23 protein-coding genes and 1 riboswitch are annotated in these 25,784 nt (G+C 72.6%); of the genes, 6 read left to right on the forward strand and 17 right to left on the reverse strand.

What is annotated here, in order from left to right; translation table 11 throughout:
* Positions 1–27: 27 nt before the first annotated feature.
* The 12 genes from gcvP to F4692_RS16145 form a co-directional block, all read right to left on the reverse strand.
* Positions 28–2,898 carry an aminomethyl-transferring glycine dehydrogenase gene (gene gcvP / locus F4692_RS16090; protein WP_179620829.1) on the reverse strand — a complete coding sequence of 957 codons (2,871 nt, stop codon included), beginning with the start codon at positions 2,896–2,898 and terminating at the stop codon, positions 28–30.
* 82 nt (positions 2,899–2,980) lie between these two features.
* Positions 2,981–3,089: riboswitch (glycine riboswitch) on the reverse strand.
* A gap of 94 nt (positions 3,090–3,183) precedes the next feature.
* On the reverse strand, positions 3,184–3,753 hold the full coding sequence (locus tag F4692_RS16095; protein WP_179620830.1) for a MerR family transcriptional regulator: 570 nt from the start codon (positions 3,751–3,753) through the stop codon (positions 3,184–3,186).
* A gap of 246 nt (positions 3,754–3,999) precedes the next feature.
* Positions 4,000–4,467 carry a bifunctional nuclease family protein gene (locus F4692_RS16100; RefSeq protein ID WP_179620723.1) on the reverse strand — a complete coding sequence of 156 codons (468 nt, stop codon included), beginning with the start codon at positions 4,465–4,467 and terminating at the stop codon, positions 4,000–4,002.
* Positions 4,468–4,510: 43 nt separating this feature from the next.
* Positions 4,511–5,251 carry a transcriptional regulator FtsR gene (gene ftsR / locus F4692_RS16105; RefSeq protein ID WP_179620724.1) on the reverse strand — a complete coding sequence of 247 codons (741 nt, stop codon included), beginning with the start codon at positions 5,249–5,251 and terminating at the stop codon, positions 4,511–4,513.
* A gap of 3 nt (positions 5,252–5,254) precedes the next feature.
* Entirely contained in the window at positions 5,255–5,782 is a 528-nt protein-coding gene (locus F4692_RS16110) for an FHA domain-containing protein (protein ID WP_179620725.1), read from the reverse strand.
* 122 nt (positions 5,783–5,904) lie between these two features.
* Complete coding sequence (gene gcvH, locus F4692_RS16115) at positions 5,905–6,291, reverse strand: glycine cleavage system protein GcvH (protein WP_179620726.1); 387 nt, start codon at positions 6,289–6,291, stop codon at positions 5,905–5,907.
* A 56-nt stretch (positions 6,292–6,347) separates the two neighbouring features.
* The gene (locus F4692_RS16120) at positions 6,348–7,139 is read right to left on the reverse strand and encodes a DUF881 domain-containing protein (RefSeq protein WP_179620727.1); all 792 of its coding nucleotides are present in this window, start codon (positions 7,137–7,139) and stop codon (positions 6,348–6,350) included.
* Positions 7,132–7,464, reverse strand: coding sequence for a small basic family protein (locus F4692_RS16125; RefSeq protein ID WP_179620728.1), 333 nt, complete (start codon positions 7,462–7,464; stop codon positions 7,132–7,134). The genes F4692_RS16120 and F4692_RS16125 overlap by 8 nt, the downstream gene beginning before the upstream one ends.
* Positions 7,461–8,375, reverse strand: coding sequence for a DUF881 domain-containing protein (locus F4692_RS16130; protein ID WP_179620729.1), 915 nt, complete (start codon positions 8,373–8,375; stop codon positions 7,461–7,463). The genes F4692_RS16125 and F4692_RS16130 overlap by 4 nt, the downstream gene beginning before the upstream one ends.
* A complete protein-coding gene (clsA, locus tag F4692_RS16135; protein WP_179620730.1) occupies positions 8,368–8,976 on the reverse strand; it encodes a cardiolipin synthase ClsA in 609 nt (202 codons plus the stop codon). Before clsA ends, F4692_RS16130 begins: the two co-directional genes overlap by 8 nt.
* A gap of 21 nt (positions 8,977–8,997) precedes the next feature.
* Positions 8,998–10,059 (reverse strand): hemolysin family protein, encoded by a 1,062-nt coding sequence (locus F4692_RS16140; protein WP_179620731.1) that lies wholly within the window; start codon positions 10,057–10,059, stop codon positions 8,998–9,000.
* Positions 10,056–11,474, reverse strand: a complete 1,419-nt coding sequence (locus F4692_RS16145; RefSeq protein WP_179620732.1) for a hemolysin family protein — start codon at positions 11,472–11,474, stop codon at positions 10,056–10,058. The genes F4692_RS16140 and F4692_RS16145 overlap by 4 nt, the downstream gene beginning before the upstream one ends.
* A 281-nt stretch (positions 11,475–11,755) precedes the next feature.
* On the opposite strand from F4692_RS16145, the gene F4692_RS16150 reads away from it, so the two are divergent.
* The 3 genes from F4692_RS16150 to F4692_RS16160 are packed head-to-tail and all read left to right on the forward strand — an operon-like array spanning position 11,756 to position 15,372.
* Complete coding sequence (locus F4692_RS16150) at positions 11,756–13,321, forward strand: sulfatase family protein (RefSeq protein ID WP_179620733.1); 1,566 nt, start codon at positions 11,756–11,758, stop codon at positions 13,319–13,321.
* A gap of 4 nt (positions 13,322–13,325) precedes the next feature.
* Positions 13,326–14,411 (forward strand): ArsB/NhaD family transporter, encoded by a 1,086-nt coding sequence (locus F4692_RS16155; protein ID WP_179620734.1) that lies wholly within the window; start codon positions 13,326–13,328, stop codon positions 14,409–14,411.
* A 34-nt stretch (positions 14,412–14,445) separates the two neighbouring features.
* Positions 14,446–15,372 carry a threonine/serine dehydratase gene (locus tag F4692_RS16160; protein ID WP_179620735.1) on the forward strand — a complete coding sequence of 309 codons (927 nt, stop codon included), beginning with the start codon at positions 14,446–14,448 and terminating at the stop codon, positions 15,370–15,372.
* A gap of 237 nt (positions 15,373–15,609) precedes the next feature.
* Here the strand turns inward: F4692_RS16160 and F4692_RS16165 are convergent, their stop codons facing one another.
* Entirely contained in the window at positions 15,610–17,091 is a 1,482-nt protein-coding gene (locus tag F4692_RS16165) for a phospholipase D-like domain-containing protein (protein ID WP_179620736.1), read from the reverse strand.
* Positions 17,092–17,227: 136 nt separating this feature from the next.
* Entirely contained in the window at positions 17,228–18,709 is a 1,482-nt protein-coding gene (locus tag F4692_RS16170) for a phospholipase D-like domain-containing protein (protein ID WP_179620737.1), read from the reverse strand.
* Positions 18,710–18,952: 243 nt separating this feature from the next.
* Here F4692_RS16170 and F4692_RS16175 point away from each other — a divergent pair, with 243 nt between their 5' ends.
* On the forward strand, positions 18,953–20,524 hold the full coding sequence (locus F4692_RS16175) for a sensor histidine kinase (protein ID WP_179620738.1): 1,572 nt from the start codon (positions 18,953–18,955) through the stop codon (positions 20,522–20,524).
* Positions 20,525–20,545: 21 nt separating this feature from the next.
* On the opposite strand, the gene F4692_RS16180 is transcribed toward F4692_RS16175, so the two are convergent.
* Both F4692_RS16180 and F4692_RS16185 read right to left on the reverse strand, forming a co-directional pair.
* The gene (locus F4692_RS16180; RefSeq protein WP_179620739.1) at positions 20,546–21,730 is read right to left on the reverse strand and encodes an FAD-dependent monooxygenase; all 1,185 of its coding nucleotides are present in this window, start codon (positions 21,728–21,730) and stop codon (positions 20,546–20,548) included.
* A complete protein-coding gene (locus F4692_RS16185) occupies positions 21,727–23,112 on the reverse strand; it encodes an FAD-binding oxidoreductase (RefSeq protein WP_179620740.1) in 1,386 nt (461 codons plus the stop codon). The genes F4692_RS16180 and F4692_RS16185 overlap by 4 nt, the downstream gene beginning before the upstream one ends.
* Before the next feature lie 150 nt (positions 23,113–23,262).
* Here F4692_RS16185 and F4692_RS16190 point away from each other — a divergent pair, with 150 nt between their 5' ends.
* Both F4692_RS16190 and F4692_RS16195 read left to right on the forward strand, forming a co-directional pair.
* Complete coding sequence (locus tag F4692_RS16190; RefSeq protein ID WP_218858651.1) at positions 23,263–23,937, forward strand: DAPG hydrolase family protein; 675 nt, start codon at positions 23,263–23,265, stop codon at positions 23,935–23,937.
* On the forward strand, positions 23,934–25,280 hold the full coding sequence (locus F4692_RS16195) for an NAD(P)/FAD-dependent oxidoreductase (RefSeq protein ID WP_179620741.1): 1,347 nt from the start codon (positions 23,934–23,936) through the stop codon (positions 25,278–25,280). Before F4692_RS16190 ends, F4692_RS16195 begins: the two co-directional genes overlap by 4 nt.
* Here F4692_RS16195 and F4692_RS16200 read toward each other — a convergent pair.
* Positions 25,237–25,701, reverse strand: a complete 465-nt coding sequence (locus F4692_RS16200; protein ID WP_179620742.1) for a hypothetical protein — start codon at positions 25,699–25,701, stop codon at positions 25,237–25,239. The two genes, F4692_RS16195 and F4692_RS16200, sit on opposite strands and share 44 nt — an antisense overlap.
* Positions 25,702–25,784: the final 83 nt, after the last annotated feature.

Consider the following 25,784-nt stretch of genomic DNA (forward strand, 5'->3'; position numbering starts at 1 on the left):
CCCTAGGACGTACGGCCCTCCTCACGCTCAGCTGTCGGCGAACGCCTCCGGCGGCGGGCAGGCGCAGACCAGGTTGCGGTCGCCGTACGCCTGGTCGATCCGGGCGACGGGAGGCCAGTACTTGTCGGGGTCGACGCCCTGCGGGAAGACGGCCACCTCGCGGGAGTAGGGCCGCTCCCACTCACCGACGAGCGCGCGTGCGGTGTGCGGGGCGCGGCGCAGCGGGGAGTCCTCCGGCGTCCACTCGCCCGCCTCGACGCGAGCGATCTCGCCGCGGATCGCGATCATCGCGTCGCAGAAGCGGTCGATCTCCGCGAGGTCCTCGGACTCGGTGGGCTCGACCATGAGGGTGCCGGCGACGGGGAACGACATGGTCGGGGCGTGGAAGCCGTAGTCCACGAGGCGCTTGGCGACGTCGTCGACGCTGACGCCGCTGGCCTTGGAGATGCCGCGCAGGTCGAGGATGCACTCGTGGGCCACGAGGTCGCCGTGGCCGCGGTAGAGCACCGGGAAGTGCTCGTCGAGCCGGTGGGCGATGTAGTTGGCCGACAGCACCGCCACGGCGGTCGCCCGGGTCAGGCCCGCGGCGCCCATCATCCGGATGTAGGCCCACGTGATGGGCAGGATCCCCGCCGAGCCGTAGGGGGCCGCGCTGATCGCGCCGATGCCGTGGCGCTTGTCGGACTCCGGGTGCGCCTCGTGCGAGGGCAGGTACGGCGCCAGGTGGGCGCGCACGGCGACCGGTCCGACGCCCGGGCCGCCGCCACCGTGCGGGATGCAGAACGTCTTGTGCAGGTTGAGGTGCGAGACGTCGCCGCCGAACTCGCCCGGCCGCGCGTGGCCGAGCAGGGCGTTGAGGTTCGCACCGTCGACGTAGACCTGACCGCCGTGGTCGTGGACGATCTTGCACAGGTCGGTGATCGAGTCCTCGTAGGCGCCGTGCGTCGAGGGGTAGGTCACCATGATCGCGGCCAGCGTCTCGGCGTGCTGGTCGCACTTCGCCAGCAGGTCGTCGAGGTCGACCGAGCCGTCCTCGGAGGCCTTGACCACGACGACCTTCATCCCGGCCATCACCGCGGACGCGGCGTTGGTGCCGTGGGCGGACGACGGGATCAGGCACACGTTGCGACCGCCGTCGCCGTTGGCCAGGTGGTAGCCACGGATCGCGAGCAGGCCGGCCAGCTCGCCCTGCGACCCCGCGTTGGGCTGCACGGACACGGTGTCGTAGCCGGTGACCTCGGCGAGCCAGCGCTCGACGTCGTCGACGAGCTCGCGGTAGCCGGTGGCGTCCTGGGCGGGTGCGAACGGGTGGAGGTCGGCGAACCCCGGCAGGCTGACCGGCTCCATCTCGGTGGTGGCGTTGAGCTTCATCGTGCACGATCCCAGCGGGATCATGCCGCGGTCCAGGGCGTAGTCGCGGGCCGAGAGCCGGTGCAGGTAGCGCAGCATCTGCGTCTCGCTGTGGTGGGAGTTGAAGACCTCGTGGGTGAGGAAGTCGGTGCTGCGGCGCAGGCCCTCCGGCAGGCCGGACGCGGCGTCGTCGACCGCGGTCACGCCGAAGGCCCTCAGCACGGCGGCGACCGTCGAGGGGCTGGTGCGCTCCGACGTCGACAGGCCCACGTGGTCCTCGTCGATCAGGCGCAGGTGCAGCCCGACCTGGCGGGCCGCGGCGACGACGTCGCCCGCGCGGCCCGGGACGGCCACGGTGAGGGTGTCGAACCAGGTGTCGTTGACGACCTCCGCTCCCCCGGCCCGCAGCGCGGCCGCGATCCGGCTGGCGTGGTCGTGGGTGCGCCGAGCGATCCGACGCAGCCCGTCGGGACCGTGGTAGACGGCGTACATCGACGCCACGACGGCGAGCAGCACCTGCGCGGTGCAGATGTTGGACGTCGCCTTGTCGCGACGGATGTGCTGCTCGCGGGTCTGCAGGGCGAGCCGGTACGCCGGCCGCCCCTCCGCGTCGACGGAGACACCGACCAGGCGGCCCGGGAGGTGGCGCTCGAGTCCTGCGGACACGGACATGAAGCCGGCGTGGGGGCCGCCGTAGAACAGCGGCACGCCGAAGCGCTGCGACGAGCCGACCACGACGTCGGCGCCGAAGGTGCCGGGCGCCTCGAGCAGCGCGAGCGCCAGGAGGTCGGCGGCGACCACGGCCAGCGCACCGCGCTCGTGCGCGGCGTCGATGACCGGTCGGGGGTCGCGGACCCGGCCGGAGGCCCCGGGGAACTGCACGAGCACGCCGGACAGGTCGCCCTCGGGCAGGCCGTCGTCGAGGTCGGCGACGACGACCTCGATCCCCATCCCCGCGGCCCGGGTGCGGACCACGTCGATGGTCTGCGGGAGGGCGTCGGCGTCGACGACGAAGGGGCCGGACGCGGTGCGCTGCGCGCGGCGTACGAGGGTCATCGCCTCCGCGGCGGCGGTGCCCTCGTCGAGGAGCGACGCGTTGGCCGTGGGCAGGCCGGTCAGGTCTGCCACGACGGTCTGGAAGTTGAGCAGCGCCTCGAGCCGGCCCTGGGAGATCTCGGGCTGGTAGGGCGTGTAGGCGGTGTACCAGGAGGGGTCCTCCAGCACGTTGCGCCGGATGACGGGCGGCGTGATCGTGGCGTGGTAGCCGAGGCCGATCATCGCCTCGGCCGGACGGTTCTGCGACGCGAGCGTGCGCAGCGCGCGGGCGGTGGCCTCCTCGTCGAGGGGGTCGGGGAGGTCGAGGGCCGCGGCCGTGCGGATGCCACCGGGCACGGCTGCCGCCATGAGCGACTCCAGCGACTCGTGGCCGATCGCGTCGAGCATGTGTGCCACGGCGGCGTCGTCGGGTCCGATGTGGCGGGCGACGAACTCGCCGAGCGCCGACGCGTCGTGCGACGTCTCGGGCGAGGGGGTGGCGTCAGGGCTCACAACGGGGGTGGCGTCCGGCACGGGCACTCCTTGAGGTCACTCGGATGACCTCCCCTCTGTCAGCCGGGAGGCCTCCAGAGTGCCAACCCGTGCGGTCCTGGATGCCTGAGAGGTTCCGGGAGGATTTGCCCCTTCGGCGCACTGCGACCCGTCCGGAGGACCTGCCGCAACGACTCTCCCGCACGGGATGTCGGCACCCGCAGTTTAGCGACCCGCCGCAGAAATGCGTGAAGCCGCCCGGTGGCCGGGCGGCTTCAGCGCGAAGGATCGGGTGGTGTCGGGGTGTCAGCCGGTCTGGCGGGCGGCACGTCGGGCCGCGAGCTCGTCGCCCGGGACCTCGGCGCCGGGCTCCGCGGCGGTGCGCTCCGACGGCAGCTCGGCGAGGGTGCCCTCGATCTCGCGCCACACGCCGCCGATGGCGATGCCGAAGACGCCCTGGCCGCCCTGCAGGAGGTCGATGACCTCGTCGTTGCTGGTGCACTCGTAGACGGACGCGCCGTCGCTCATGAGCGTCACGCGCGTCAGGTCGTCGGTGCCGCGCTCGCGCAGGTGCGCCGTGGCGGTGCGGATCTGCTGCAGCGAGATCCCGGCGTCCAGCAGGCGCTTGACGACCTTGAGGATCAGGATGTCGCGGAAGGAGTAGAGCCGCTGCGAGCCGGAGCCGGCGGCGCCGCGCACGCTCGGCTCGACGAGCCCCGTGCGTGCCCAGTAGTCGAGCTGGCGGTAGGTGATGCCGGCGGCGTTGCACGCGGTCGGACCGCGGTAGCCGGTGTCGCTCGGCAGCGGGGAGACGTCGTCGTCGAACAGCAGTCCCTGCTCCTCGGCGAGGCCCGCCGCCTCGGCAGCAGCCGCCATCTCGGCGCGGTCGGCGCCGTGCTCGTTCTCGTTGCTACCCACAGTGACCCTCCAGGTCAGTTCCTCCGCTGAGCGGTAACTCCTGGGGGAAGGGCCCGCCCGGGAGCCGGAGATCCGACAACCACAGCGGTGGAGTTACAACAGAGACAGTTCAAGGTAAGCCCGGGAGGGGAGGTTGTCCATCCACGGGGCGGCGTGTCGCAAACCCTCAACCTCAGGTTGAGGGTGAGCGTTCGTCGCCAGTGCTCAGGGCGACTCGAAGTCGTCCGGGGAGACGTGGTCGAGGAACTCGCGGAAGCGCTCGACCTCGTCCTCCTGCTCGGCGGGGACGGCCAGGCCGGCCTCCTCGAGCACCGACTCGGCGCACAGGATCCGGGTGCCGGTGCGCAGGGCGAGCGCGATCGAGTCGGAGGGGCGCGCGTCGACCTCGGCACCTCCGTCGAAGACGAGCCGGGCGAAGAACACCCGGTCCTGCATGTCGGTGATGCGCACCTCGTCGAGGCGCTGGCCGGTGGCCGCGAGCACGTCGCGCATCAGGTCGTGCGTCAACGGCCGCGGCGGGGTGACTCCCTGCTGCGCGAACGCGATCGCGGTGGCCTCCACCGCCCCGATCCAGATCGGGAGGTAGCGCTCCCCTGTCACCTCGCGCAGCAGCACGATCGGCTGGTTGGAGGGCATCTCGACGCGGACTCCGACGACGTCCATTTCGCGCATGGCCCCACCCTACTCAGACCCCCTGACCGCTCCGGGGGCCGCGTCACCCTCGGTCGAGGCCGACCTTGACGAGCGTGGCGTGGAGGCGGACCGACAGCGCGGCGATCTCGGCGGTGGCGTCCTCGGCACGCCCGCGCGCGGCCGCGTCGCGACCCCGGGCGAGGGGGGCGACGACCTGCTGGACCAGGCCCACCTCGCGGTCGGCGGCGGTCTTGAACGCCCGCAGGTGGCGTGGTTCGAAGCCGAAGTCGGCCAGCTCCCTGGCCGTCTGCGCCACGACGAGCGCGTCGCTGTCGAAGTGGCCGGTCCCGGTGCGCGCCTGCACGAGGCCGTACTGCTCGAGCTGGCCGAGCAGGTCCTCGGAGATCTCGGCGACCTTGAGCAGCTCGCGCCGCGACAGGCGCAGGTCGCTGGTGCGGCGGAACGACTCGGGGCTCGGCAGCCCGTCGGAGCTCAGCGCCACCTTGGGCACCGTCGGGACCACCGACTCGATCGCCGGCGGCTCGAGGCCGCGGTCGATGGCGTCGAGGTGGTCTCCGATCACCTTGAGCGGCAGGTAGTGGTCGCGCTGCATCAGCAGGATGTAGCGCAGCCGGGCCACGTCGTCCCCGGAGAACTTGCGGTAGCCCGCGGCGGTGCGCTCTGGCTTGACCAGACCCTGGTCCTCCAGGAAGCGGATCTTGGGGATCGTCACGCCCGGGAAGTCCGCTCGGAGCTGGTCCAGGACCTGCCCGATGTTGTAGCGGGCGCCGCGACCCGCAGCCGAGGGCGTCGAGGCACTCACGGATCAGCTGGCCGGGTGCGAGGAGAAGAACACGAGGCGGTACTTGCCGATCTGGACCTCGTCGCCGTCGTTGAGCTCGACGGCGTCGATGCGGTCGCGGTTGACGTAGGTGCCGTTGAGGCTGCCGACGTCGCTGACGGAGTAGCCCGTGCCCGAACGACGGAACTCCGCGTGCCGTCGCGAGACCGTGACGTCGTCGAGGAAGATCTCGCTGTCGGGGTGCCGGCCGGCGCCGACGACCTCGGTGTCGAGGAGGAACCGGCTGCCCGCGCTGGGGCCGCGTTGCACGACGAGCAGGGCGTGGCCCTCCGGGAGGGCGTCGACGGCCGCGGCGTCGACGGGGCTCAGCTGCCGGTCGGACGACTCGCGCTGGTCGGGGGCACCGAACGTGATGGTCGCGGTGGTCTCGACCTGGCTTGGCTCGACCGGGCCGGTGCCCGCGTCCTCCCCGCCGAGCAGCTTGGTGCCGCACTGGGCACAGAAGCGGGCATCGTCAGGGTTCTGCTTGCCACAGGCGGTGCAGAACGGCATGGAAACTCCTCGACGGATCGACACAGAACCCTCAGCCGAGGGTTGAGGTTGACGGTTGTCCCGAACCTACCAGCCCGCCGATGGGGCCGGGCAGGGATCGGGGGCGGACCGGTCGCGACGGATCAGCCGTCGAGACCGGCCTGGTAGGCGGCGGCGTCCATCAGGCCGTCGACCTGGCTCGCATCGGCCACGGCGACCTCGAAGAGCCAGCCGGCCTCGTAGGGATCGCTGTTGACCAGCTCGGGGGTCGAGTCGAGCGCCGCGTTGGTCGCCACGACCTCACCGGTGACGGGTGCGTAGATGTCGCTGACGGACTTGGTCGACTCCAGCTCGCCGCAGGTCTCCCCCGCCGTCACCTGGTCGCCGACCTGCGGCAGGGAGGCGTACACGATGTCGCCGAGGGCGTCCTGCGCGAAGTCGGTGATCCCGACCCGGACCGATCCCTCGGCCTCCCCGGGCGTACGGACCCACTCGTGCTCGCTGGTGTACTTCAGGTTCTCCGGATACACGAGGACTCCTCTGGGTGGGTGGGCCCGGGTGGGCTGGGTCGCCGATGTGCGGCAGGCTACTGGCCGGTGCCGAGCTCCGCATACTCCGGTCGGGGCGCGTCGCGCACACTGGTGATCTCGACCTGCTCGAGCTCCTCGATCGTCACCGTGGCGCCGTCCTCCTGGAGGGTCTCGACGGGCCCGGTGGAGAAGGTCAGCGCCGTCTCGAGGATGTGCGGGTCGCCGATGACGTCGAGGACGTACGGCGGCTCGAGCAGCTGGTCGTCGAGCTCGATGCCTCCGACCGCGTTCTCGAACGACGAGCTCGCCCCCATGCGGATGGAGTCGTTGAACTCCATCGACTCCGCCCCGGCGGTACGCAGCTCCTGGACCGTGTCGAGCAGCGACCCGACGGCGACCCGGCTGGTCGACTCGGTGATGGTGACGCGCAGCCCCGGACCGGAGACCGGCACGAGGCCGGCGATGATGTTGAGGGTGCGCACGCGCTGCTCCGCCTCGTCGAGCGCGGCGGCGCGGGCCTGGCTCTCGTCGCGCAGCTCGTCACGCCGGCTCTCCAGCCGGTCCACCTCGCGCCTCGCGCGCTCCGCGGTCCCGGTGAGTCCGTCGAGGACCTGGATGAGCTCGCTCTCGCGCAGGCCGGAGTAGGTGTCGTTGGCCTGGGTGTCGCGCACCTGCACGACGAAGGCGAACCCGAGCACCGCGAGCAGCACCGCGACGACCGCCTGGCGGCGCGAGGGGCGTACGAGGGCGCGGCGCAGCCGCTCACGACCGGGCTCGTCGGGCTTCGGGGCCGGGGCCGGGCCGCCGTGCGCGTCCTGGAGGTGCGTGGGGTGGTGCCGGTCAGGCATGGAAGACGTGCCTCCGGATGGCGGCCACGTTGGAGAAGATCCGGATGCCCAGCACGACGATGACGCCGGTGCTGAGCTGCGACCCGACCCCGAGCTGGTCGCCGAGGTAGACGATCGCGGCGGCGACGACGACGTTGGAGACGAACGAGACGACGAAGACCTTGTCGTCGAAGATGCCGTCGAGGTAGGCGCGCAGGCCGCCGAACACGGCGTCGAGCGCGGCGACGACCGCGATCGGCAGGTAGTTCTGGAGGCTGAGCGGCACGTCCGGGGCGAACACCAGCCCGGCGACGATGCCCAGGAGCAGGCCCAGTGCGGCGATCACGGCGAGCTCCCTTCTCCCTCGGGTCCCCCGTCGGGGTCGGCGTTGAGCTCGATCACATCACGAAGCTGGCGCTCGGGGGCAGCCGGCAGGCGGATGTCGTCGACGTTCTCGGCCTCGTAAACGAACTCGAGGCCGTTGACGAGCGCGAACCACTCGGCCCCCTCGCTCGTCTGCACCAGGCGCGCCTGCAGGGTCTTGTTGTCGCCGATGACGGACACGACGTAGGGCGCGTTGACCGGCCGGCCGTTGACGTGGATCGCGCGGTTGGTGTTGCGGATGCCGCCCAGGACGTTGAGCCGCTGGTCGTTGACGGCGATCGCCTCGGCGCCGGCCTCCCACAGGCCGTCGACCAGCGTGGCGAGGTCCTCGTCGCGGACCTCGCTGTCGACGTCGGCGTCGGGTGCGCTGTCGACGGTGATCCGGACGCCGGGGCCGTGGACGGGGGCGTAGCCGGTGTTGAGCTCCGCGCGCCGCACCCGCGACTGCAGGTCGTCGAGCTGGCCCTGCACCGTGGTGCTGTTGCTGGCGGCGTTGGCGTTGGAGATGGTCAGCTCCCCGACCTGGCTCTGCAGCGCGCGCAGCTCCGAGCGACGGGAGTCGATCTGGTCGGTCAGTGCCGCCCGGCTGAGCTCGTCGACCTCGGCCTGGCGGTCGGTCTGGGCCGCCACGATCGCCGCCAGGACACCGAGGACCGCGATGGCCAGGACGCTCGTCCAGTGCGGTCGGGTGACCGCCGGGCGCTCCTCGCCCGCCTCGGCCCGCTTCTGCGCGACGTGGGCGTAGTCCTCGTCCATCGACCGCGCGGTGATCAGCGTCAGCAGCGGCGTGGTGACGTGAGCGGGCAGCGGGCGCTCCCGCGTGTCCGTCGAGGTCGGCCCGGAGCTGGAGGGCCCGGAGCCGGGCTCAGCCATGGTCGGTCGTCGCGGAGGTGCGGCGCGGGGTGTCGCGCAACAGGGTGCGCACCTGCCAGGCGTAGAGCACGCCGGCCCACCAGTAGAGGCCGATCCCCCACCAGGCGAACGCCCAGCCGAAGGTGCGCGCGAGGGTGGCGACGATGCCGTCCCCCTCGCCGAGCAGCAGGAGCGGGAAGGCGTACAGGAGGTTGAACGTCGCGGCCTTGCCGAGGAAGTGCACCGGCAGCGCGGAGAACCCGCGCGTGCGCAGGATCGGCACCAGCCCCCACAGGAACAGGTCGCGCAGCGGCAGGGCGAGCGCGACCCACCACGGGATGATGTCGCGGAGGTAGAGCCCGACGACCACCGCGAGGATGTAGAGGCGGTCGGCCACCGGGTCCAGGATCTCGCCTAGCTTGGAGTACTGGTCGAGGCGTCGCGCCAGCCAGCCGTCGAGGTAGTCGGTGAAGCCGGCGACCATGAGGACGACCAGCGCGATCGCGTCGAGCTCGGGACCGAGGACGAGCCACAGGAACAACGGCACGCCCGCGAGCCGCACCACACTGATGATGTTGGGCACGGTCCAGACGCGGGTCGCTTCCGTCGCTTCCTCGGACACGGGTCAGACCCTATCCAGCACTCAGGCGTCGACCGTGGGTACGTCGTGGTGTGCCGCGTCCCGGATCTCGCCGACCAGCTCCTCGAGGACGTCCTCGAGGGTCACCAGGCCGATCACCTCGCCGTCGCGCTGCACGACGCGGGCCATGTGGGCCCCCTTGACCTGCAGGCTCTCCAGCGCGTCGTGGAGGAGGTCGTCGGGGTTGACCGAGGCGAAGGGGCGGATCCACTTGTCCTCGATGACCCGCGAGCGCTTGTCGTCGTCGGACTCCAGCGCGTCCTTGATGTGGAGGTAGCCGAGCAGGGTGCCGTCGGCCGCCGCCACCGGGAACCGGCTGAACCCGGTCGACGCGCACAGCGCCTCGACGTCGGCCACGGTGGACCCGGGAGCGACGGTCGCGAGCGTGTCGGGCGGCATCACGATCGACGACACGGACTTCTCGGTGAAGCCGAGTGCTCCCGCGAGCCGGTCGTACTCGTCGGCCTCGATCAGGCCCTCGCCCCGCGACTCCTCGACGAGGGCGGCGACCTCCTCGCGCGTGAAGCTGGAGTGGACCTCGTCCTTGGGCTCGATGCGCAGCAGCCGCAGGACGCCGTTGGCGATCATGTTCATCCCGCCGATGAGCGGGCGCAGCACGGTGACGATCACCATCATCGGGGGGCTCAGCACCATCGCGGCGCGGTCGGCCCCGGCGAGCGCGATGTTCTTCGGGACCATCTCGCCGAGGACGACGTGGAGGTAGACCACGATCGACATCGCGACGACGAAGGACACCGGGTGCAGCAGGTTCTCCGGGAGGTGCGCGGCGTGGAACAGCGGCTCGAGGAGATGTGCCACGGCGGGCTCGCCGATCGCGCCGAGGCCCAGCGAGCACACCGTGATGCCGAGCTGGGCGCCGGCCATCACGAGCGACACGTTCTCCATGGCGCGCAGCGTGGTGCGGGCGGCCCGGGAGCCCTCCTGCGCCCGCGGCTCGATCTGGCTGCGCCGTGCGGCGAGGAGGGCGAACTCGGCGCCGACGAAGAAGGCGTTGAGGGCGAGGAGCACGACCGCCAGGCCGACTCCGAACAGGTCGCTGTTCATCGGGCGACCTCCTGCGCGGCGGCGGGTACGCCGTCGGCGGCGCCGGCGGTGGTGGTGCCGGCGGTGGTGCCGTCGGCCGGCTCCGGCGTGACCAGGCGCAGGTCGAGCCGGTCGATGCGCAGCCCGTCCATCCGCTCGACCGTCAGCGTCACCAGCCGCTCGCGCAGCTCGTGGGGGTCGGTGCGGTCCGGCACGGGGAGCTCGACGCGGTCGCCGGGCTCGGGGATCTTGCCCAGCTCGCGCATCACCAGGCCCGCCACCGTGTCGTAGTCCTCGTGGTCGGGCAGCTCGATCTCGGTGGCGTCCTCGACCTCGTCGGGGCGCAGGAGCCCGGACAGCGTCCAGCTGCCGTCGCGGCGCTGGCGGATGCGGGAGCCGAGGCGGTCGTGCTCGTCGGAGATGTCGCCGACGATCTCCTCGACGACGTCCTCGAGCGTCACGATGCCGGCGTGGCCGCCGTACTCGTCGAGCACGATCGCCATCTGGAAGCCGTCCTGGCGCAGCAGGGCCAGCAGGGGGTCGAGGCGGAGGCTGTCGGGGACGACCACCGGCTTGACCATGACGTGCTTGATCCGCGTCGTGGAGCGCTCGTGGACGGGCACCGCGACGGCGTGCTTGACGTGGACCGTGCCGACGACGACGTCCTCGGCGTCGAGCACGGGGAAGCGCGAGTGGCCCGTCTGCCGGGCGAGGTCGATGACGGCGGACACGCGGTCGCCGTCCTCCACCGTCGTCGTACGCACGCGGGGGGTCATGATCTCGCCCGCGGTGCGGCTGCCGAACTCCACCGACCGCTCGACGAGCTCGGCGGTGTCGGCGTCGAGGGTGCCCTGGTCGGCGGAGCGCTGGACCAGCGAGGCCAGCTCCTGGGAGCTGCGCGCCGAGCGGAGCTCCTCCTGCGGCTCGATGCCGAGGCGACGCACGATCGCGTTGGCCGAGCCGTTGAGCGCGCGGATCGGGCCGCGGGTCAGGGCGGTGAAGCCGCGCATGAAGCCCTGGGTGGTGCGCGCGGTCTCCAGCGGCCGCGCGATGGCGATGTTCTTGGGGACCATCTCGCCGAAGATCATCGTCACGACGGTGCCGAGGACCAGCCCGAGGGCCAGCGCCAGCGGCGTGACGACGCCGTCGGGGACGCCCGCCGCGGCCAGCGGGTCGTCGATGAGGTCGGCGATGGCCGGCTCGGCCAGGAAGCCGATGGCCAGGTTGGTCACGGTGATGCCGACCTGCGCGCCGGAGAGCTGGGTCGACAGCGAGCGCAGGGCGAGCTGGACGCCGCGGGCGCCCTCGTCGCCCTCGGCGGCGGCGCGCTCGACGCTCGGCCGGTCGACCGTGACCAAGGAGAACTCCGCGGCCACGAAGAGGCCGCAGGCGGCCACGAGGGCCAGCGAGACAAGGAGGAGCAGGAGGGGGGTCACGACGCGCACCTCGGGATCGATGCGGTCGTGCGGGGACTTTGACTATCGTCCATGGCGGCTGCTGCGCGTTCCTTCTCTGGGTCGGTGGATCGGGTCGGTCGCCCGTCGGATCCGGGTGTCGTCCGGCGACGTCCGGAGGACGACAGGGTAACGGTCGGGACCAGTCTCGACACAGCCGACGTGTCGCTTTGGGGAGCGACCCCGCGCCGCCCTAGTCTGTGCCCGCAACCAGGGGTGGTCGACAACAGGACCCGCGCGGGTCCCGGCGAGGAATGACGTAGATGCGAGCGTGGGCACAGTCGATCACCGCTGCCTTGCTCGTCGTCCTCGTCGCCACCCTCGCCACGGTCACCGCGACCGGTGACGGGGCCGGCTCGGACCGCGTCGGCGCGGTGAGCCTCGCGCAGGGCACCCAGGCCTCGTCGCCCGAGCCGCAGCGCCCCAACCTGGTCTTCGTCCTGACCGACGACATGCGCGACGACGACCTCGACCACATGCCGATCACCCGGCGTCTGCTCGTCGACGAGGGCATGGAGCTCACCGACGCCATCTCCCCGCACCCGCTGTGCTGCCCCGCCCGCGCCCAGCTCGCGACCGGGCAGTACGCCCAGAACAACGGCGTGCAGCACAACCGCGGCGTGCACGGAGGCTTCCAGGCGCTCGACCCGTCGCAGGAGGCGAGCGCGTGGTTCCGCGACGAGGGCTACCGCACGGCGTTCGTCGGGAAGTTCCTCAACGGCTACCACCCCGGTGACGTCCGTCCGGCCGGCTGGACGCGCTGGGACGCCCTGACGCGGGGCGTCTACGACTACCAGACGTTCTCGATGACCGGCGACGGCGACCCGGTGCGCTACACCGACAGCTACATCACCTCGGTGATCGAGGACCGCACCAACGAGGACGTCCGCGACTTCGCGCGCGCCGGCGACCCCTTCGTGGTGTACGCCTGGCACCTCGCGCCCCACTACCGGATCACGCCCGAGGGCGGGCGCGGCCTGCCGCCGGCAATGCCGCAGGACGAGGGCCTGTTCCTCGACGAGCGCCCGTCGTCCTTCGACGACCCGGCGTTCAACGAGGACGACGTCACCGACCAGCCGTCGTACCTGCGCAACCGTGCCCCGGTCTCCCCCGACGAGGTCCGCGCCGAGAACACCGCCCGGCTGCAGTCCCTGCAGGCCGTGGACCGCGCGGTCGGCTCGCTCGTGGAGACGCTCGAGCAGGAGGGCGTCCTGGACGACACCTACATCGTCTTCACCTCCGACAACGGCTACTCCCTCGGCGAGCACCGCTTCGTCGGCAAGGACGTGCTCACCGAAGAGGCCCTGCAGGTGCCGCTCGTGGTCCGCGGCCCCGGCATCGCTCCCGGCTCGACCTCGGACCTGCCCGTCACGCTGGTCGACCTGCCCGCCACCTTCGCGGCGCTGACCGGGGTGACGACGCAGTGGCAGGTGGACGGGACGTCGCTCGCGCCGACGCTGCGCGGCGAGCCCCAGTCCTTCCGCGACACGACCCTCGTCCAGACCGGCCGCACGCTCGGCAACGGCTGGTCGCACCGCGGGGTGCGCACCGAGCGCTACCTCTACGGCACCGACGGCGCCGAGGGCTTCCTCTACGACCGCCTCCTCGACCCCGGCGAGATGGTCAACCTGATCGACGACCCGGCCTACGAGGCGGTACGCGCGGCGCTGGAGCTGCGCCGCCGCGAGCTCGTCGACTGCGCCGGGTGGACCTGCAACCAGCAGTTCGGTCCGCTCCCCGACCCCGCCCCGACGAGCACGAGCACGGGCACCGGCACCGGCACGGGCACGGACGCCTCGGCCCGCCCCGGTCGCAAGACCTCATCCTGATCCCGTGACCGAGACCCTCCATCCCGTCCTGGTCCAGGTCCTCCCGGTCGCGGTGTTCCTGGTCGCGATCACGGTGACCGCCGAGGTCGCCCAGCTCGCCGGCGTCTTCGACGTCGCCGCGCACGCGCTGGCCCGCCGGGCCCGGCACCGCGTCGCGCTGCTGTGGCTCACCTTCGCGGCCCTCGCCGTCCTGTGCACCATCGTGCTCAGCCTCGACACGACCGCCGTGCTCCTCACGCCGGTCGGTCTCGCGGTCGCGCAGCAGACGGGCATCGCGCCGATGCCGTTCGCGCTCACGACCCTCTGGATCGCCAACACCGGGTCGCTGCTGCTCCCGGTCTCCAACCTCACCAACCTGCTCGCCGTGCACCGCTTCGAGGACCTCGGCGCCGGGCACGGCGACTACGTGCGCACGGCCGCCCTGCCGGCCCTCGCCGCGGTCGCCGCGACGCTCGTCCTGATCGCCCTCCTGCAGCGTCGCTCGCTGCGTGGGTCGTACGACGTCGAGCCGCCCGCCGACCCGCACGACCGGGTGCTGCTGGTGATCGGGTCGGTCGTCTGCCTCGCCATCGGGCCGCTGTTCGCGGTGGGCCTCGAGCCCGCGATCGTCGCGCTGGGCTCGGCCGTCGTGCTGCTGGCCGCGCTGCTGTGGCGCGCCCCGGAGCTGCTCCGCGACGTACGTCCCCCGTGGCTCATGGCGGGGGCGTTCGTCCTGGTGGCCGGCCTGCTGCGGGTCGCGCAGGCCGACGGCCTCCTCGACTGGCTCGGCCCCGCGGTCGGCACCGGCACCCGCACGGTCGACCTCCTGCACCTCTCCGCGGCGTCGGCGACGGCCGCCAACCTGGTCAACAACCTCCCCGCCTACCTCCTCGTCGAGCCCTCCGCCGCCGACGACGTGCGTCGGCTGGTCGCCGCGCTCGTGGGGGTCAACGCGGGTGCGCTCGTCACCCCGTGGGCGTCGCTCGCCACGCTCCTGTGGCTCCAGCGCTGCCGGTCCGCGGGGTTGCGGGTCCCGCTGCTCAAGCTGGCCGGCTGGGGCGTCCTGTGCGCCACCGTCTGCGTGACGGCCGCCACCCTGGCCATCCGCTGACCCCCCGTCGCCGCGGTCTCGCGATACTGACCGGGTGACGATCTCCAGGGACGACGTGGCGGCCGCGCGGGACCGGATCGCGGGACGGGTGCGCCGCACTCCCCTGCTCGCGTCGGCCGGCGACGGGCGGCTGTGGCTCAAGTGCGAGCACCTCCAGCACTGCGGTGTCTTCAAGACCCGCGGCGCCTTCAACCGCCAGCTCGCCGGCCTCGAGCGCGACGAGATCGGCGCGGCCGGGGTCGTCGTGGCCTCGGGGGGCAACGCGGGGCTCGCCCAGGCGTACGCCGCCCGCGACCTCGGGATCCGCGCGACCGTGTTCGTGCCGGAGACCGCACCCGAGGTCAAGGTCCAGAGGATCCGTCGCTACGGCGCGGAGGTGCGTCGCGTCGGCACCGAGTTCGCCGCGGCGCAGCAGGCGGCCGTCGCCTTCGCCGACGCGGAGGGCGCCGCCTTCGCCCACGCCTACGACCAGCCGGAGGTGGCGGCCGGAGCCGGCACCCTCGCCGAGGAGGTGCTCGAGGACGAGCCGGGGATCGACACGATCGTGGTCGCCGTCGGCGGAGGCGGGCTGTACGCCGGGGTCGCCGCGGCGGTCCGGGGCCGGGCACGGGTGGTCGCGGTCGAGCCCGAGCGGTGCCCGACGCTGCACCGCGCGCTCGACGCAGGCGGGCCCGTGGACGTGGACGTGTCCGGGGTGGCGGCCGACTCGCTGGGCGCGCGACGCCTCGGGGACCTGGCGTACGCCGCCGCGCAGGCCGAGGCCCCGGTGCCGGTGCTCGTCGACGAGGACGCGGTCGTGGCCGCCCGCCGTGCCCTGTGGGAGGACTACCGGATCGCGTCCGAGCACGGCGCCGCGACGGCCTATGCCGCCCTCCACTCCCGCGCGTGGACGCCCGAGCCCGGCGAACGGGTCGCGGTCGTCGTGTGCGGCGCCAACACCGACCCCGCCACGCTGGGCTGACCCGGGCCCGGGACGCAGCAGCGGCGCGACCCGGGTGGGTCGCGCCGCTGCCCTGCGCGTTTTCGGCGCCGGCACTGCCTCTGGGGGGATCCGTGCCTCGGCGGGAGGTCGAGGCACGGGTGGCAGTGACGGCCCCACGGAACGCGGCCGCTCACTCCTTCAGCGCCCCCGACGCCCGGGGTGTTACGGGTCGGGACGGGAAGTTTCGTACCGGTCGGGTCCCGCCGGGGGCGCCGCTCAGTCGTTCTCCCAGTAGGGACCCTCGAGGTAGCGGGTGCGGTCGAGGGTGGTCACCGGCCGCCGGACCGTGACGTAGGTCTTGCGGAGCGTGCCGTCCTCGTCGCGCACCCACCGCGCGACCCGGAAGTTCGCGTACGTCGTGGTGTACGCGTTGCGGGTGTTGCGCGGGTTGTTCCACTGGTAGTCGTAGTTCTTGAGGTACTTCTTCGCGACCTTCGCGCCCTGGATCGTGAACCAGACCTCGTCGTTCGCGGTGCTCAGGCTGGCCCAGTTCGACGATCCGGTCAGCACCATGTTGGTGTCCGGGACCCCGTTGTAGGTGCCCTGGACGATGAGGTACTTCTGGTGGCTGTAGTAGTCCAGGATCAGGTCGTCGACGCCGTCGGAGTTGAGGTCGAAGTTGTCGTCGGTGTTGTAGTCCATCCCGGTGGATCGCAGGGGGATGCGCCCGCGCGGCGTGGGCGCCGCGATGACTCCCTTGGTGTGGTAGCCGATCAGGCCGAACATCACCCGCACGTCGCAGCCCTGGGCGTACTTCTTGCGGATCGCCGCGGCGAGGTAGTCACCGCGCGCACCTCGCATGGTGTGCATCGAGAGCGCCAGCTTGGTGCGGGTCTGTCCGCCGGCCCCGTCGGGGGTCAGGCACTGGACGCGGTCGAGCATGGTGAGCACGAGGTCGTTCTTGGGGCCCGACAGCCGCGGGAACGCCACGACCGTGTGCTTGTCGACGGAGTCGTCGCACACCCCGGTCACCGGTGCGCCCCCGCAGAAGGTCCGCGGCTCCTGCCGCACGGAGTAGTCCTTCTTCATGTCGTTGAAGAGCGAGACGAACTCGCGGAAGAGTCCGTGGTCGCCGGAGGTGAAGTAGAGGTCGTTCCACTGGTGGATGTCGGCGTTCCTCGTCATGTTCGCCGACCCGACGGCGATCACGTCCTCGGTCCGACCGGCCTGGCTGAAGAGGTAGAACTTGGAGTGCAGGTTGTTGAGCTCGTTGGCCGCGCCGCGGCAGCTCTGCTTGCACTTGTAGATGAAGCTGCTCTTGCGCCGGTCGGTGCCGATGACCGCCCGGATGCGCCGCATGGCCGGGGTGTCCCAGTGGTCGTTGAGGAGCATCTGCACCTTCACGCCGCGCCGCGCCGCCGCGATGAGCGCGTCGGCGACCTGGTAGCGGTCGAAGGAGTAGACGGCGATCCGGATCGTCGACCCCTTCGGGGTGTGCTTGATGGTCTGGATGACCTGCCGCTCGATGCGGTAGTGCCCCTTCTTCAGGTGCGGGTCGTTGAAGAACGGACCCCGCGGCGCGTCCCACTTGCTCGGCTTGCCGGGCTTGCCGGGCTTGCCTGGCTTGCTCGGCTTGCCGGGCTTCGCCGCGGTCACCGTCCCCGGGTCCTGCGAGGGGTACGCCTGGGCGGCGCCCGCCAGCACGCCGCTCACCACGAGGCACAGGCCGACCAGGCCCGTCACCAACTTCTTCGACACCGTGTTCCCCGTTCTGCTGCGCCGCCACCGGCGACGACGTCCAGCGCCGATCGGCCGGCGCAGCGGGTCGAGCATAGGCACGCGCGAGCGGCGAGCGTGCAGACACTCCGGCAGGGACCGTCGCGCCGGGCGTACGTCAGTCGTTCTCCCAGTACGGGCCGGTGCGGTAGTTGTCCGGCTCGATCGTGACGATCGGGCGCCGCTCGGTCACCCAGACGGTGCGGCTGCTTCCGTCGGCGTCCCGGACGGTGCGCTGCACCCGGAAGTTGGCGTAGGTCGTGGTGTAGGCGTTGCGTGAGTTCCGCTTGTTCCTCCACTGGTAGTCGAAGTTCTTGACGTACTTGCGCACCACCTTCCTGCCGCGCACCGTCATGAGGACCTCGTCGTTGCCGGTGCTCAGGCTGGCCCAGTTGGAGGACCCGGTGAGGACCATGTGGGTGTCCGGGACACCGTTGTAGGTGCCCTGGACGGTCAGGTACTTCTGGTGGCTGTAGTAGTCGAGGATCAGGTCGTCCTTGCCGTCGTTGTTGAGGTCGAAGTTGTCCTCGGTGTTGTAGTCGAGGCCGGTCGAGCGCAGCGGGATGCGACCGCGCTTCGTCGGAGCGCCGATGACCCGCTTGGTGTGGTAGCCGATCAGGCCGTACATGACACGCACCTTGCAGCCCTCGGCGTGCTTCTGCCGGATCGCCGAGGCGAGGTAGTCCCCCCGCTTGCCGCGCATGGTGTGCATCGACAGGTTCAGCCTGGTGCGGGTACGCCCGCCCGAGGAGGTCGGTGTGAGGCACTGGACCTTGCGGAGCACGTCGAGGACCACGTCGTTCTTCGGTCCGGACGGCTTCGGGAACGCCCACACGGTGTGCTTGTCGACCGAGTCGTCGCACGCGACCCCGTTGGCGGGCGTACCGCAGAAGAAGCGCGCGGGCTGGCGCGTCGAGTAGTCCTTGCGCATGTCGTTGAAGAGCGAGACGAACTGGCGGAACAGCTCGTGGTCCCCCGAGGTGAAGTAGAGGTCGTTCCACTGGTGGATGTCGGCGTTGCGGGTGAGGTTGTGCGAGCCGACGGCGAGCACGTCCTTCGACCTGCCCGCCTGCGAGAACGAGTAGAACTTCGAGTGCATGTTGTTGTACTCGTTGCGGGTGGCGCGGCACCCCGCCTTGCACTTGTAGATGAAGCTGTTCGAGGTGCGGTCGGTCCCGATCCGGGCACGGACCGCCTTCATCGCCGGGGTGTCCCAGTGGTCGTTGAGCAGCATCTGCAGCTTGACCCCGCGCTTGTGGGCGGCGATGAGCGCCTTGGCCACCGGCATCCGGTCGAAGGAGTAGACCGCGATGCGGATCGTCGAGCCCTTGCGGGCGTGCTTGATCGTCTGGATGATGCGCCGCTCGATCCGGTAGTGCCCCTTCGTGAGGTGCGGGTCGTTGAAGTGCGGGCCGCGAGGGGCCGTCCACCGCTTCCAGCGTGCCTTGCCCTGCCGCGCCTGCGTCGAGGCCTTCGCCGACGACCCCGGTTGGGCAGCGCTCGCCACCGGCGCCGCGCCGGTCGTGGCGTCGGCCGCCTCGGCCGGCTGCGTGCCCAGGACCAGGCACAGGGTGAGCACGAGCAGGAGGAACCTCGACACGGACACGCCTTTCTGGTCGCCGACGTGCGGCGGCGCTGCGACGGCCCCACGCCGTCGCCTCGGGATCAGCAACATCAGAGGTGACGACGCTGCCGACGGGAAAGTTGCGCCTTCCACCAGATCGGTCGCACGTCACACCTCTCGCGAACCCCGGGTCCTGCGCCGGCGGGCCGTCCCGCGGTCCCCACCCGGATGGACGGGGAGACGCGACACACCCCGGCGCGGCGGGCACATACTGCACCGATGGACGTCCCGACGGCCCACGCGACACCGCCGCCGGACGCGCGCGTCGCGGGCGACGGCACGGGCGCCCCCCGTGAGCGGATGCTGCTGGCGGCCATGCAGACCTCCCCGGACGCGTTCGTCGTCATCGACCACGAGGACCGCGTGGAGTGGTGGAACCGCGCTGCGGAACAGCTCTTCGGCTGGTCGCTCGACGAGGCGGTGGGTCGCCTGCTGACCGAGCTCGTCGTACCCGAGCAGCACCGGGCGGCGCACCACGAGGGGCTGCGCCGGCGCGCGGCCGGCGGCGAGCCGCACCTGGGTGCGGACCCCGTGCAGGTCGAGGCCGTGTGTCGCGACGGGAGCCGGATCCTGGTCGAGCTCAGCGTCGGGGAGCTCGAGTGGGAGGGAGGTCCGCGCTTCCATGCGTTCGTCCGTGACGTGACGGACCGCGAGGCGGCTCGCAGCGCCCTCGAGCACAGCGAGACACGCGCTCGGATGGTCTTCGAGAACGCCCCCGTGGGCATGCTGCTCTTCGAGGTCGTCGACGGCGGGCTCGGTCGGGTGGTCGCCGCGAACCCGGCGGCCGTGGCGATGCTCGGCTACACCCAGGAGCAGCTGCGCGAGCGTTCGTGGCGCGACATCACGCACCCCGACGACCGACGTGTGGACGAGGAGAAGGTGCCCCACCTCCTGGCCGGTGAGCTGGAGCAGCTGCAGCACGAGAAGCGGTACGTCCGTTCCGACGGCCGGGAGGTGTGGGTGGCGTCCAGCGCCACCGTCATCCGTGCGCTCGACGGCGCACCGCTGCACAGCATCCACCAGCTGCTCGACGTCACCGAGCGTCGCGCCGGGGCGGAGGAGCTCCTGCGCCTCAACGCAGAGCTGCGGCACGCCAACGCCGAGCTCGCCCGCGCCAACGCCGAGCTCGACCGGTTCACCGCGGCCGTCGCCCACGACCTCAAGAACCCCCTGACGGCGATCGGCATGCACGCCGAGCTCCTCGCCGAGACCGAGCCGGACGGCGTCGACCTGCGGAGGGCGCGGGCGATCTCCCGCGCGGCCACGCGGATGAACGCCCTCATCGAGGGCCTGCTCGACCACTCGCGGGCGCAGGGCGCCGGGCTCCGCCGCGAGAGCGTCGAGCTCGGTCCGTTGGTCGACGACGTGGGCGCGGAGCTCGCCCTCACGGCTGACCGTCCGATCCACGTCACGCGCGACGACCTCCCCGCGCTGCCCGTCGAGGCGACCCTCTTCCGGCAGGTCGTCGCCAACGTGATCGGCAACGGCATCAAGTACGTCGCGGTGGGGACGGACCCCCACGTGCACGTGTCGGCGGACGAGGACCACGCGTCAGGGTCGTGGACCCTGCACTTCTCCGACAACGGGATCGGCATCCCACCCGAGTCCCGTGAGCGGGTGTTCGAGATGTTCCACCGGGAGGCCACGGACTACCCCGGCACCGGGATCGGCCTCGCCACCTGCCGTCGCATCGTGGAACGGCACGGCGGCCGCATCTGGGCGGACGGCGGACCGGAGGGCGGGACAGTCGTGCACGTGCAGGTCCCGACGCACGACACGACGGGTCCGTGACCCGGCGGCACCGAGACGGCGTCACGGCACCCGTGGGTCGCCCGGGGCCGGGGGGCGCCAGTCCTGGACGACCCTCGCCGCCCGGTCCAGCGCGCTCGGCGGCGTCGCGCGGAGTGCCGCGTCGCGCAGCGGCACCGTGACGCGACCCCGCGCCTGCGCGACGCGGCCCACCGTCCTCGCCCGCCGGGCGATCGGCTGGGTGCGGCGCCGGCGCAGGCGGTCGTAGTCGGCCAACGCCCGGTCCACCCGGTCGGGGTCCGGCTGCGCGTAGCCGTGCAGGTCGCCGCGCAGGCCGCCGAGCAGCGCGGCCAGCGTCGCGGCGTCCTCCATCGCCTGGTTGCCGCCCTGTCCGAGGTCGGGCGTCATGGCGTGGGCGGCGTCGCCGAGGAGGACGGTCCGGCCCCGCCGGAAGGACGGGAGCGGGCGGGCGAGGTCGCTCACCGGGTGCCGGACGACCGCGGCGGGGTCCGTGCACGCCAGCAGGGAGCCGATCGGCTCGTGCCAGTCGCCCACCAGGTCCACGACGGCGGCGTGCTCGTCCTGCACGACGGCGGTGGCCGGCATGGTCGCGACCGCGAACCAGTAGACGCGCCCGTCGCGCAGCGGGGCACAGCCGAAGCGACGGCCCGCGCCCCAGGTCTCCCCCGCCGCGCCGAGGAGGTCGACCGGCTCGCGGGTGATGCCGCGCCAGGCGCTGTAGCCGGAGTAGCGCGTCCCGGGGTCGCGTCCCCAGCTCGCACGGATCCTGCTGCGGATCCCGTCGGCCGCCACCACGAGGTCGAACCGCTCGCTCGACGCCCCGGCTGCGGTGGTCACCTCGCCGCTCGGCAGCGCTTCCGTCACGTCGGCGCCGAACCTCGCCGTGCCCGGGGCGAGGGCGTCGAGGAGGACCTGCTGCAGGTCCGCGCGGTGCAGGATCCGCAGGTCGCGCAGCGCGCCCGGGGGCGTGGTCGTCAGCCAGCTGCCGTCGGGGCGCCGCTGGCCGGCGCGGAGGTCGCGCACCTGCCCGCCCGCGACCGCGCGCGCGGCATCCCCGACACCGACGGCGTCGAGCGCGGCCCAGCCGTTGCCGAAGACCGATAGCCCGGAGCCGGACGCGGGTGGGGCCACGGCGCGTTCGAGGACGGACACGTCGGCGCCGAGACGCTGCAGACCGCACGCAGCGGCGAGACCGCCGATGCCGGCGCCGACGACGGCGACCTTCACCGGTCCCCTCCCGCGGTCGGCTGCGCCGCTCGGAACACGCCCGTCGGGTCGTAGCGCCTGCGGATGTCGTCGAGTCGCTCCGCCACGGACGGCGACCACGAGCGGTCGAGCGCGTCCGCGTCATTGGCGCCGCCGACGAAGTTGGCCTGGCAGGTGCCCGTGCTCCACGGCGCCATCTGCTCGAAGAGGGCGGCGACGACGGAGGGGACGACCTCGTCGAGGAGCTCGGGCACCGGGGCGCCCACCACGTGCAGCGAGAAGCCGGCGTCGCGACCCCCGACAGCGTTGGGCCAGACGGGCTCACGTGCCACCGCGCCGCCCAGCAGGCGGAGCTCGACGGCCGCCAGCGGCGCGTCCACGTCCGGACCTGCGACCTCCAGCAGGGCGCGTACGGCGTCTCCGTCGAGCCCGCGCAGCAGCACGCCTGCGTCCGCGACGGGCATCGGCGCGACCGGGTCGGCGTGGATCATGCCCAGCGCGGCGTAGGGCATCTCGCCGAAGACGTCCATCAGTGGCGTCGCGACCTCGCGCAGCGGCGCGACCAGGGCGTCCGCGTCCTCGTCGCCGACCACCGCGACGCGCACGTGGACGACGAACCGACCGCGGATCGGCGCGGGGAGCTCGGGCAGGGGCGGCAGCCGCAGCAGCGCCACGGACGTCGACACGCTGTCGGGAACCGTGGCGGACCACTCGACGAAGCGGTTCAGGACCGCCGCGGCATCGGCGCCGTCGAAGTAGAACCCGCCGCCCTGGAGGACGCGCAGCGCGAACAGGTCGAGGACGACCTCGGTGACGATCCCGAGGCCGTGCTTGCCGCCGCGCAGCGCCCAGAACAGGTCCGCGTGGGTCTCGTGGTCGACGACCAGCACCGCTCCGCCAGCGGTCACCACGGTCACCTCACGCACGTGGTCGGCGGCGAAGCCGAACGTCCGGGCCACCGGCCCGAGCCCGCCACCGAGCACGTAGCCCACCACTCCCACGTGGGGCGCGGACCCGGCCAGCGGCGCCAGACCGTGCGCGGCCGCAGCCTCGATCACCCGCTCCCACGACGTCCCGGCGCCGACGCGGGCCGTACGCGCCGACGGGTCGACCGTGACGCCGGCGAGGCGGCTCGTGTCGATCGCGATGCCGCCCCGGATGCCCCGCAGGAATCCGTGCCCACGGCCGACGGCCGTGACCCCGAGCCCGTGCGCCGCCGCGAAGCGGACCGCGGCCGCCACGCCCTCCGCCGTGGCGGGACGCACCACCGCGTCCGGACGGTGCTCGATCGCGAGGTTGAACCGGGGCAGCCCGACGCCGTCCTCCTGCGGTGACACGGCGTCGACTCCCTCCTCGCGGAGCCGTCGGGCGAGGGATGGCGTGGTGGTGGGGCTGTGGGTCATGGGTGCTCCTGACTCGGGTCGGGCGCGGCCGGGCGGCCGCTCGGCCCAGTTCTCCCCCGGCCCGCTTGCTCGGTCCTTGCACCGCGCGCAAGACCCGCGCAAGGCCGTCGCGCGAGCGTTCGGGCCACCTACGCGAGAGAGGCGCCCGTCATGCGCACACCCGTCCCGTCCACCCACGCCCACCACGGCGACGAGCACGACCCCACGGTCGCGACCCCGGCGATCCACCCGATGCGCGACGTCACGACCGCGCGTACCGAGATCACCCGGATGCCCCGCAACCGCCTGCGGATGACCATCGACCACGCGCCTCTCGAGGGCGTCACCCCCGAGATGCTGCTGTGGTGGTTCCGCAACATCGGCGGGACGATGGCGTACGCCGGCGGCACCTACCCGCGCTACTCGGTGTGGCACCCCCACGACCACCTCTCGTGGCGACTAGAGCGACCCGCGCCCGACGGGTCGATCGGCGAGGGCGCTCGCTTCCACATCCGGGAGCGCTTCGCCGGCGACGACTCGATGCTCGTCGACTCGGTCGACCGGGTCGAGAAGCTGGACCGCACCGGGATCCGGCTGGTGCTCCGCGTCGCCGGGGTCCAGGTCTTCCAGCTCGAGCACACGTGGTCCGCGGGACGTGGTCGCACGCACTACACGTCCGTGTTCGACCTCGGCGCCCGATCACCCGTGTTCGCACCGGTCAACGCCTACCTCCGCGCGCGTGTGTTCCGCCCGTCCATGGAGCAGGCCTGGATCACCCACAACGTCGAGGAGGTGGGGCTGCTCGAGCACCTCCTCCCGCCCCTCTTCGAGGAGCACCACCGATGAGCAGCCCGGCGCACCGGCACCGCGTCGTGGTCATCGGATCGGGCTTCGGCGGACTGGCGGCCGCGCGGGCACTACGCCGTGCACCGGTCGACGTGACCCTCGTCTCGCGGACGACGTACCACCTGTTCCAGCCGCTGCTCTACCAGGTTGCGACCGGGATCCTGTCCGAGGGCGAGGTCGCTCCGCCGACGCGGGCGGTCCTGCGGCGACAGCGCAACGCCGGCGTGCTGCTCGGGGACGTCGTCGACATCGACCTGGACGCCCGCACCGTCGTGTCCCGCGTCGCCGGGCGCGAGACGACGACGGCGTACGACTCGCTGGTCGTCGCTGCCGGGTCCGGGCAGTCCTACTTCGGCAACCACCACTTCGCCGACTTCGCCCCCGGCATGAAGAGCGTCGACGACGCCCTCGAGCTGCGCGGCCGCATCCTCGGCGCCTTCGAGCGCGCGGAGCTCGCCGCCTCACGCGGCGAGGACCCGACCGACCTGCTGACCTTCGTCGTGGTCGGCGCAGGACCCACCGGGGTCGAGATGGCCGGACAGGTCGCCGAGCTCGCCCGCCGCACGCTCGCCGGTGAGTTCCGCGCCGTCGACCCTGCCGCGGCCAGGGTCGTGCTGCTCGACGGCGCCGACCGGGTCCTGCCCGGCCTGCCGGAGCGCCTGGGTGCCAGGGCGCATCGCGACCTGCGACGTCTCGGCGTCGAGGTCGTCCTCGGCACGGTGGTCGTGGGCATGGACGCGGACGGGATCGACGTCCGGTGGGCCGACGGCGGCACCGCCCGGATCGACGCGGCCACGAAGATCTGGGCCGCGGGCGTCGAGGCCAGCCCGCTCGGCCGGCTCCTCGCCGAGCGGTCCGGCGCCGCCCTCGACCGGCAGGGCCGGGTGGCCGTCGAGCCCGACCTCACCCTCCCGGGCCACCCCGAGGTGCACGTCGTCGGCGACCTCGCTGCCCTCGACGGCCTCCCGGGGGTCGCCCAGGTGGCCATGCAGGGCGGGCGGTACGCCGCGCGAGCCGTCGCACGGCGCGCAGAGGGGCGTTCCCCCGACGGCCGCGCCTTCCGCTACCGGGACAAGGGGACGATGGCGATCGTCGGGCGGTTCCGCGCGGTCGGCGTCGTCGCCGGCGTCCCGGTCACCGGGCTGCTTGCCTGGCTGCTGTGGCTCGGCCTGCACCTGTTCTACCTGACCGAGTTCCGCAACCGGGTGACAGCGGTGTTCCACTGGTTCGTCGCCTTCGCCGGCACCGGGCGCGCCGAGCGCACGACGACGGAGCAGCAGGTGGTCGCGCGCGTGGCGCTCAGCCGTCCAGCAGCCGGACCACCGTCGCGCCACGCTGGCTGAGCGAGACGCCGGCCACGACGGGGTGTGCTCCGCGCGATCGAGCCGTCAATGGTCGAGCCAGGGCTCGGTGCAGGTCGAGGAGGTCCCAGTCCTCGAGGTCGTGGACGAGCCACCCGACGTCGCCCCAGCAGGGCCCGACGCCCTCCCCGAGCAGGTCGTCGCGGCGCAGCCGTGCGGCGTACTCACCCGCCACCTCCTGCAGCGACACCACCTCCACCCCGAGATGCGCGGCGACGCCGTCGACCTGGCGGAGCAGCAGGAGGTGCGCCAGGCGGAACGACGTGGGGATGCGGAGGCGGGACCGCGTGCGGTCGCACCCGGCGCACGCCTCGCACCCGTACGCGTCGTCGGCGCGGGTGGGCGTCGAACGCAGGTGCGGCTCGCCGTGCCCGCACCGCGGACACCTCTGCGGCGTCAGCACGGGCGGGCCGCGACGAGGGAGGTCGCCGGGAGGGCGGGCACGGCGTGGGCGAGGTGGTTCATCGGCTGCTTCCGGTTCGTAGG

Origin of the sequence: Nocardioides cavernae, assembly GCF_013410035.1 — a bacterium.
Lineage (GTDB): Bacteria > Actinomycetota > Actinomycetes > Propionibacteriales > Nocardioidaceae > Nocardioides > Nocardioides cavernae_A.